The sequence below is a fragment of the Vibrio sp. S/42/10 genome (assembly GCF_029890535.1).
Taxonomy (GTDB): domain Bacteria; phylum Pseudomonadota; class Gammaproteobacteria; order Enterobacterales; family Vibrionaceae; genus Vibrio; species Vibrio cyclitrophicus.
The window spans coordinates 59,743-67,254 of sequence record NZ_JAKMZC010000022.1; the positions used below are offsets into that span (position 1 = coordinate 59,743).

The 7,512-nt window shown below is 40.6% G+C and carries 6 protein-coding genes; 4 read left to right on the forward strand and 2 right to left on the reverse strand.

Annotated features, from left to right (window positions below; genetic code table 11):
- Positions 1 to 130 precede the first annotated feature (130 nt).
- On the reverse strand, positions 131 to 850 hold the full coding sequence (locus tag L8S15_RS19410) for a FadR/GntR family transcriptional regulator (protein WP_010438385.1): 720 nt from the start codon (positions 848 to 850) through the stop codon (positions 131 to 133).
- Positions 851 to 1,192: 342 nt separating this feature from the next.
- On the opposite strand from L8S15_RS19410, the gene L8S15_RS19415 reads away from it, so the two are divergent.
- From L8S15_RS19415 to L8S15_RS19425, 3 genes are all read left to right on the forward strand, one after another.
- On the forward strand, positions 1,193 to 1,969 hold the full coding sequence (locus tag L8S15_RS19415) for an SDR family oxidoreductase (RefSeq protein WP_016768624.1): 777 nt from the start codon (positions 1,193 to 1,195) through the stop codon (positions 1,967 to 1,969).
- Positions 1,970 to 2,213: 244 nt separating this feature from the next.
- Entirely contained in the window at positions 2,214 to 2,936 is a 723-nt protein-coding gene (locus L8S15_RS19420) for a FadR/GntR family transcriptional regulator (protein WP_010438380.1), read from the forward strand.
- A 235-nt stretch (positions 2,937 to 3,171) separates the two neighbouring features.
- Entirely contained in the window at positions 3,172 to 4,539 is a 1,368-nt protein-coding gene (locus tag L8S15_RS19425; protein ID WP_080572738.1) for an MATE family efflux transporter, read from the forward strand.
- 403 nt (positions 4,540 to 4,942) lie between these two features.
- On the opposite strand, the gene L8S15_RS19430 is transcribed toward L8S15_RS19425, so the two are convergent.
- A complete protein-coding gene (locus L8S15_RS19430) occupies positions 4,943 to 5,980 on the reverse strand; it encodes a polysaccharide lyase family 7 protein (RefSeq protein WP_280574748.1) in 1,038 nt (345 codons plus the stop codon).
- Between the two features lie 538 nt (positions 5,981 to 6,518).
- Between L8S15_RS19430 and L8S15_RS19435 the strand changes: the two genes are divergently transcribed.
- Positions 6,519 to 7,379 carry an oligogalacturonate-specific porin KdgM family protein gene (locus L8S15_RS19435; RefSeq protein ID WP_016785030.1) on the forward strand — a complete coding sequence of 287 codons (861 nt, stop codon included), beginning with the start codon at positions 6,519 to 6,521 and terminating at the stop codon, positions 7,377 to 7,379.
- The last annotated feature ends 133 nt before the right edge of the window (positions 7,380 to 7,512 follow it).

Here is a 7,512-nt window from a genome sequence, read left to right on the forward strand (position 1 = left end):
TTAAACGTGCTTTCAATAGATAACTGTCTGTAGTAACAGCAATTTTAGGTTGACTCCACTAGGTATCCAGAGCAACGCTCGATAGAAACGGCTAAGACCTTAGAGTTGAAACCTCACCCAAAACACTAAGCTAGCTTGCTACTGGCAATCTGTGGTTAGTATCTAATAGATGACTTGCAGAAGCTTGGCGTGCTTTATCACTGTTACCCGCCATGATTGCTTCATAAATTTGACGGTGTTCATTAATACACGTACTTCCCTCTTCTGAAGAATGAGAAATGAAGTTAACAAACATTGTCGTTAAGATATTGCCAAATGGAAGGTAAAAGTCATTACCTGTTGCATTAAAGATGAGGCTATGGAATTTCATATCAATATCTAGCCAACTGTCTTGGTTAAACTCTTCAGCACCTGATATTTCTACCATCTGTTGGAAAATGCCCGACAGTTCAATGCGTTGTTCAGCGCTCGCGAACTGAGCAGCCAATGCACATGCTTCTGGTTCAATCGCGCGACGTAAGCCCAAAAACTGATGACAGAATTGGTCTGTATCTGCCAAACCATCCATCCATTCGATCAATTGCGGGTCTAAAAAGTTCCAGAACGCACGGTCAACAACGCGAGTACCGATCTTTGGTCGAGATTCTAGTAGGCCTTTTGAAGTAAGAAGCTTAACCGCTTCTCTTAATGCAGTCCTACTAATTCCAAATTGCTCACACAGAGCCATTTCACCAGGAATGATAGAGCCTTGAGGCAAATTGCCCGACAAAATACCACGTGCGATTTCACGTGCAACTTGCACATGAAGGCTTCGCTTAGAGCCTGAAATCGAATTGAAAGAGCCAGCCATGTGTCTACTTACTTATTAGATATGTATTATTTAACTCGGACTATAGCACTGATTTATATCTGCACCAACTAAGTATAAGAATAACGTGAGGTCACGAATGATATAGGCTAGCGAAGATTTTATGAATTTTATAAGTATTTAGTTCATCAAACTAATTAAAAACATTTATTCATACAAATGGTTCTTATTTACACCATTTTTTGTATGCGCAAACTCACAAAACGACTCTTACTCTCACTATTTATGTCGTTGATGATCAGTTTTGAGATGACTATCCTTGAATACTGCAAGTGTTATTGTATGATTTATTAACGCAAATGATCTACAATATAGGCGACTGTGATGTTTAACGATTTAAAAGGCAAACGCATTCTAATTACTGGCTCTACTGCTGGTATGGGCTTAGCTACAGCACGTATTTTCGCAAAGTATGGTGCAAAAATTGGTATCAATAGTCGTGCTTCTAGCCCAAAAGTTGATGACGTTCTTGCCGAACTCAAGGAGCTTGGTGGCGATGTTGCATTTTTCCCTGCGAACTTGATGGAAACATCGGATTGCGAAAAATTAGTTAACGAGTTCACCGAACACTTCGGTGGGATGGATGTGTTGATCAATAACGCAGGCGGTCTTGGCGGTCGTGCCAACCTAGAAAATATCGATGACGAATTTTATGAACGAGTAATGAACCTAAATGTTCGTTCTGCGTTAATGACAACCAAATTCTCTATTCCTCACTTACGTGCGTCTGCCGCAGAGTCTGGCCAAACATCGTGTGTTATTAGCACGGGTTCGATTGCTGCTCGTGAAGGTGGTGGTGTGGGTGCTGGTGTATATGCCGCATCGAAAGCTTGGTTACACGATATCCATCGGAACTGGGTAAAAGAATTTGCTAAAGACAATATCCGTTTCAACATAGTTTCACCAGGCACTATCGATACCGCATTTCATGATGGCAAAAGCGATGAGCTAAAGTCGACCATTGCTAGCAATATCCCTATGGGTCGCTTTGGCAGTATTGAAGAAGTAGCACCTACTTTTGCTTTCTTTGCCTCACATGCTTGCAGCGGTTACATCACAGGGCAAATTCTGGATGTTAACGGCGGACAAATAGCGCCCTAGATCCCTAATTAAAAAGGCGAGCAAAATTAGTTTTAGCAAGGTCACAAAGTTAATAAGATCGCAGAGCGATATAAAGTCGCGAAGCTAATAAGATCACACAGTTATATAAGCGCATTACATTTGGTCAAAGACCTTAGTAGATGAGGGAAAACCTCACACAACATAGACGTATACACTGACATAAAAACGCCAGATTCGTCTGGTTTTTTTTGTTTTTTTAAAGTTTCAATTTCAGGTGGTTTAAATGTCAATATTTACATTGGTGGAAGATTCAAGCCGCCGAATTCATGTTCAAGTGGCGAGACAAATTGCTCGTAAGATCTTGTCTGGCGAGTTAGAAGAAAATCAGAAGTTACCCAGCGAAATGGAGCTGTGCGAGATCTTTGGAGTGAGCAGAACTGCCCTTAGAGAATCCACCAAGCTGCTTTCTGCAAAAGGACTCATTGAATCAAAGCCCAAAGTTGGCACTCGTATCAAACCGAGAACACAATGGCACTTCTTAGATCCGCAATTACTCTATTGGATTCAAGATTTAGAAGACACCAAACCTTTCTTGTCTCAATTTTTGGGTTTAAGAAAAGCGATAGATCCAGAAGCATGTGCATTGGCGGCAACCAACGCAACCGTCGAGCAGCGTAAAGAACTCTCTATTCTTTTCCAAAAAATGACTCTAGCGGCTAACGCCTATGACTATGAAGAGTGGACAACGCACGACCACCTATTTCACCAGACGATCTTCTTATCGACTGGCAACCAGTTTTACATCCCGTTCGCAAACATCTTGTCGACAATCTTCAAACAGTTTATCGACCATTCAGCAGAAGGTGGTCGCTTCTGTTTAGAAGAGCATAAAGCAATATACGATGCGATCATGTCAGGCAATGCCAAGCAGGCACGTGTAGCCTCTCAATTATTACTTGATGATGAAAACCAAAAATTATCTAAGGTTGAATTAGCGTTCGCATAACCGAAGTTTACTTGAGCTGATTTGTGTTTAGATTTCTAATTAGACACGAATCAACTCATATTCGACTGTCTACGGTGCCCTAGCCGTCAGTTTTACTTTTACGATTAGTTTTGCTTAAACAATCAATCTTGTTTTGGCTCTCAGTCTTGTTTAACCATCAATTACCGTAGTGTTTCATCTTTATACGTTGAACTCAGGTCATCTCAGAGAAAACTTACGGTTATATACACATAAGGTGTTGTTTGTGTCTTCGCAATCGTACGTAAGGAAAAACTTCTCTCTCGCTTGGCCCCTAGCCTTGAATGGTATTTTGATGCAGTCGATGTTGATGATCGACACGCTTCTTGTTTCTCCACTTGGAGAAATTCCACTCGCAGCAATGGGGATTGCTACAACCATTGTTGCATTCGTGCTAGGTATACAAATGGCACTGGCAAATGGTACACAACTGGTACTCAGCCGTGCTGTGGGCTCTGGTATCGCAGCTTCTCTTTCAAAAGCATTTTGGGCAGGTCTGTTCATTAACCTGGGCATAGCAACGGTATTTTGGTTTCTATTAACCTTTTTCGAACAGCCTCTAATTCAAGCCTTAACTGACGATAACGCACTCCAATTAGAAATCAGTCGCTATCTTGATATTTCTAAATATCTGGTGATTTTCACCGCATTAACACAAGTCATCATCGCTCTTTTTAATGCACTAGGAAGAACTAAAGTACCCTTTAAAGGTTACTTGATTGAACTGCCGATCAACGCCGTACTTTCTTATGTGCTTATTCACGGCTTTTCAACGTTTGAAGGCATTGGTGTTCAAGGCGCTGCACTAGGTAGCATTATTGCAATCACCATACGCTTACTCTATTTGGCTCTGTGTGTTCATTTAAGTTCAACATTATCACTCAAGCTAAGTGCTCAAAAATCTGAATTCATTACAAACGTTCGACGCCACTTTATTGAAATATTCCCGGTCGCCGCAAATGTAACCATGTTATTAATTGGTGCGACCATTTACCAATTGCTGTACTCGCAGCTCAATATAAACGCCTATGTAGCGATTACCTTAGTGATGCCTTGGATCAGAGCTGGCTCTCAGTTCATTACTGCTTGGGCTCATTCTTCAGCTATTACGATCAGCCAAGCGATCGGGTCCAAAAAAATGGATGATCTCGCCAAAAACGTTGATACCAGTATTGATGTTGCTGTGGGTGTTTCTATTATTTGCGCGGTTCTATTTGCTGGATTGAGCGTAGTAATTGGAGACATCTACCCAGATTTAGATCCTTCAACCTATCAAGCATTAGCTGTTATTGCTCCGCTCTACATATTCTTACCGATTGCTCGTGGCTACAATACTGTTCACGGAAACGTTTTGAGAGCACTGGGCAAGACAACCGCTGTATTTAAAATTAATTTTACTGGCCAGTGGGTTATTTCAATCCCTTTGTGTGCGTTGATTATCCTCGGCTTAGATGGCTCTATCTTTTGGGCATTTGCAGTCCAGCCATTTGAAGAGATAGTCAAAGCATTTCCGTTTAGACACTTGGCACGCAAGTCTTTGAAAGAGTTTGATGCAAACAAAGCCAATGAGTTGATGTATGACTAAACGCCGTCGTACCCTCTAAGCTCTAAGCTCTAAGCTCTAAGCTCTAAGCTCTAAGCTCTAAGCTCTAAGCTCTAAGCTCTAAGCTCTAAGCAGTTTGATTAACAGCCTTGTCTTCTGACAAGGCTGTTTTGTTTTATATTGGATGGATTCTAGTTTTGAGTTAATCAACCCCCTTGGGTTAACTAACGCTCAATAGCTTAAGTGAGAGCCATTTACAAACCTCGATAATCAGACCGCATATGACATTAATCAAGAGCAACCAGCCGTCTTGATATGTTAGATGCACGAACAAACACAAGTGCCATACACAAAGGCTCGAATAAAAAAAGGCCACTTAACATTGAGCTAAGTGGCCATTAAAAATGCTTGATTGAGCTAACTTGTTACCTGCTCTATTCCGTATCTATTTGCCGTTAAGCTTAAGAGCAGAGAAAGTAACACTGTTGTAGTCGCCATTCTTTTTATCGACCGCAAAATCGCCAGTGCCAGCACAACCTGGGCCCCAAACAGGGTGAGTGTCATTTACGCTACACTGGCCATATGCGCCAGCTTTATAGTAAAAATCATCTTCAGCATAGCCCGTTGGTGAGTCAAGTTCATCGACACCTTTACTCAGGTCGATTTCATACTTAACCGTATCGTGACGCTCTGTTTCAAACGTTAGATACATCATGGTACCTTTTACTTCCACTTTGTAACTAAACTCTTCGCCTAGTGCAATGCCCGCTTCACCCGGTTCTGCTGGGTTTTCCCAAGTGTTGCCCCAAACAGGATAAGTGATGTCGGCACGGTTAGGATCTTTCTTCTCTAGGTTACGTTCATAGTTCCAAAATACTGAGCCCATTTCTTGGCCCGGAAACTTCTTGTAGAAGATCTTCAGTGGTTCATTACCGTGGCCGTAACCTGTTCCCGCTTTAATCAGTTCATTGTGTTTCTTAGCGTGTATTTGGCCAACAACGACTGAATGAGCTGGATATCTCTCTGGGAATTTAGCGTTCATAGAGACATGATTGACTTTTAATGTCGCTTCCAGCGTTCCACCAACCGCACTGTACTCTGAGGCAGATGGGTGGCTAGACAGTGCCCATTGGTTTCCTTTATCAGCAGTATCAATCGAAAAGTTTGCACCACGTGGCATCTGACGCAGTTCAGAACGTGCATTCTTCGAGTTCTTAGTCGTAATCGCTTGGTTCTGCACTTCAAATACAAGATTGCCATCTTTATCCAGATGGAAGAAGTCGCTATGTGAGTAGCTCATCATTGCCACCCCTTCTATTTCATCAACACGACCATCTTCATTGATATCTGAAGGTATAGTTATTTTCCAATTGTGCATATCGAATTTATCGGCAGGTACGGGGTAAGAAACACCGTTATTTGCGAAAGTAACCATTGGTACAGTCGCTAATAGCGCCACTGCTAATATGTTTTTCTTAAACATGACTCATCCTTTATTGTTAACAGATACCGAGTACACACTCAGTACAGAAACCACTTTTGAACACGAATTAGTACTAAATATTTTCTCTTCGACTTAAATAAGCCAACCGATAAATAGAATTTACATTTAGCCATTTTTTAACTTTTATTAAACATCTGGCTATGGTTTATATTTATGCCTCTCAACATGCTCCCTATGTTTAAGCCACGATGGTTAAAATCATCATTATTAACATATAGAAACACTTAATATTTGTATTATTTTAACACATGCAAAAAAGTGAGTTTCTAAGGTTTGTGAATATGAGAAGTACGTCATGATTGATTTAATACACAAGCCCTAAATTGAGATATTCATAACATTTAGCTATATATTTGGGCCATTAGTCAGAACTTTTTGATAGATCTCACAGAAATCTGACTCAATAATAAATACCATATTTGTCATACATTAATTTAATACCATGTAAGGTATTGGTTTGTGAGCCACGGGTACATTGGATGTATCCAGAATAAAAAAATAATAGTGAGACAAAGGTATGAATTCTGTTACAAAAATTGCTGCAGCTGTTGCATGTACTCTTTTAGCGGGCACAGCTACTGGTGCATCTCTTGATTATCGTTACGAGTATCGTGCTGCGACGGATTATACAAAAACAAATGGCGACACGGCTCACGTAGACGCTCGCCATCAACACCGAGTGAAGCTAGGTGAAAGCTTTAAACTGTCAGATAAGTGGAAGCACTCAACGGGCCTTGAAGTTAAATTCCATACTGACGATTCTTACTACGACGCAGATTCTGGCGAAGTTAAATCAGCGAACAGCCAGAGTTTTTACGGTGGCAATTGGTACATCTATGGTATGGAAATCGATAACACTGCGACATACAAAATAGATAACAATTGGTATCTACAAGTGGGTATGCCTATTGCTTGGGATTGGGATGAGCCTAATTCTAACGAAGGTGACTGGAAAATGAAAAAAGTCACTTACAAACCACAATTCCGCGTTGGCTACAAAGCAGACATGGGTTTAACAACCGCTATTCGTTACCGTCATGAATATGCTGATTTCCGCAACCATACACAGTTTGGTGATAAGGATTCAGAAACTGGCGAACGTTTAGAATCAGCTCAAAAATCCAAAATAACGCTAACAGGTGCATATAAAATTGAGTCTCTACCGAAGCTTGGTCTTTCTTACGAAGCAAACTATGTAAAATCTTTGGATAACGTACTTCTTTATAATAGTGATGACTGGGAATGGGATGCTGGCTTAAAAGTAAACTACAAGTTCGGTTCTTGGAAACCTTTTGCTGAAATTTGGTCTTCTGATATCAGCTCATCTTCTAAAGATCGCGAAGCAAAATACCGTGTTGGTGTTGCTTACTCATTCTAATTAGAAATAGTCAATTTATAAAATACCCCTCTCCTCTTGTAAATTTTTGGGGCATATTTTAAGCACTTTATTTAAATAATAGGATGTTCTAATTAACGTTAGTTTCATCCTAATAAATATTTAACGACTATTC

What these genes read in the sequence shown, in the direction of transcription:
- L8S15_RS19410 (WP_010438385.1), bottom strand. Translation starts at nt 850, where the DNA reads ATGGCTGGCTCTTTCAATTCGATTTCAGGCTCTAAGCGAAGCCTTCAT.
- L8S15_RS19415 (WP_016768624.1), top strand. Translation starts at nt 1,193, where the DNA reads ATGTTTAACGATTTAAAAGGCAAACGCATTCTAATTACTGGCTCTACT.
- L8S15_RS19420 (WP_010438380.1), top strand. Translation starts at nt 2,214, where the DNA reads ATGTCAATATTTACATTGGTGGAAGATTCAAGCCGCCGAATTCATGTT.
- L8S15_RS19430 (WP_280574748.1), bottom strand. Translation starts at nt 5,980, where the DNA reads ATGTTTAAGAAAAACATATTAGCAGTGGCGCTATTAGCGACTGTACCA.
- L8S15_RS19435 (WP_016785030.1), top strand. Translation starts at nt 6,519, where the DNA reads ATGAATTCTGTTACAAAAATTGCTGCAGCTGTTGCATGTACTCTTTTA.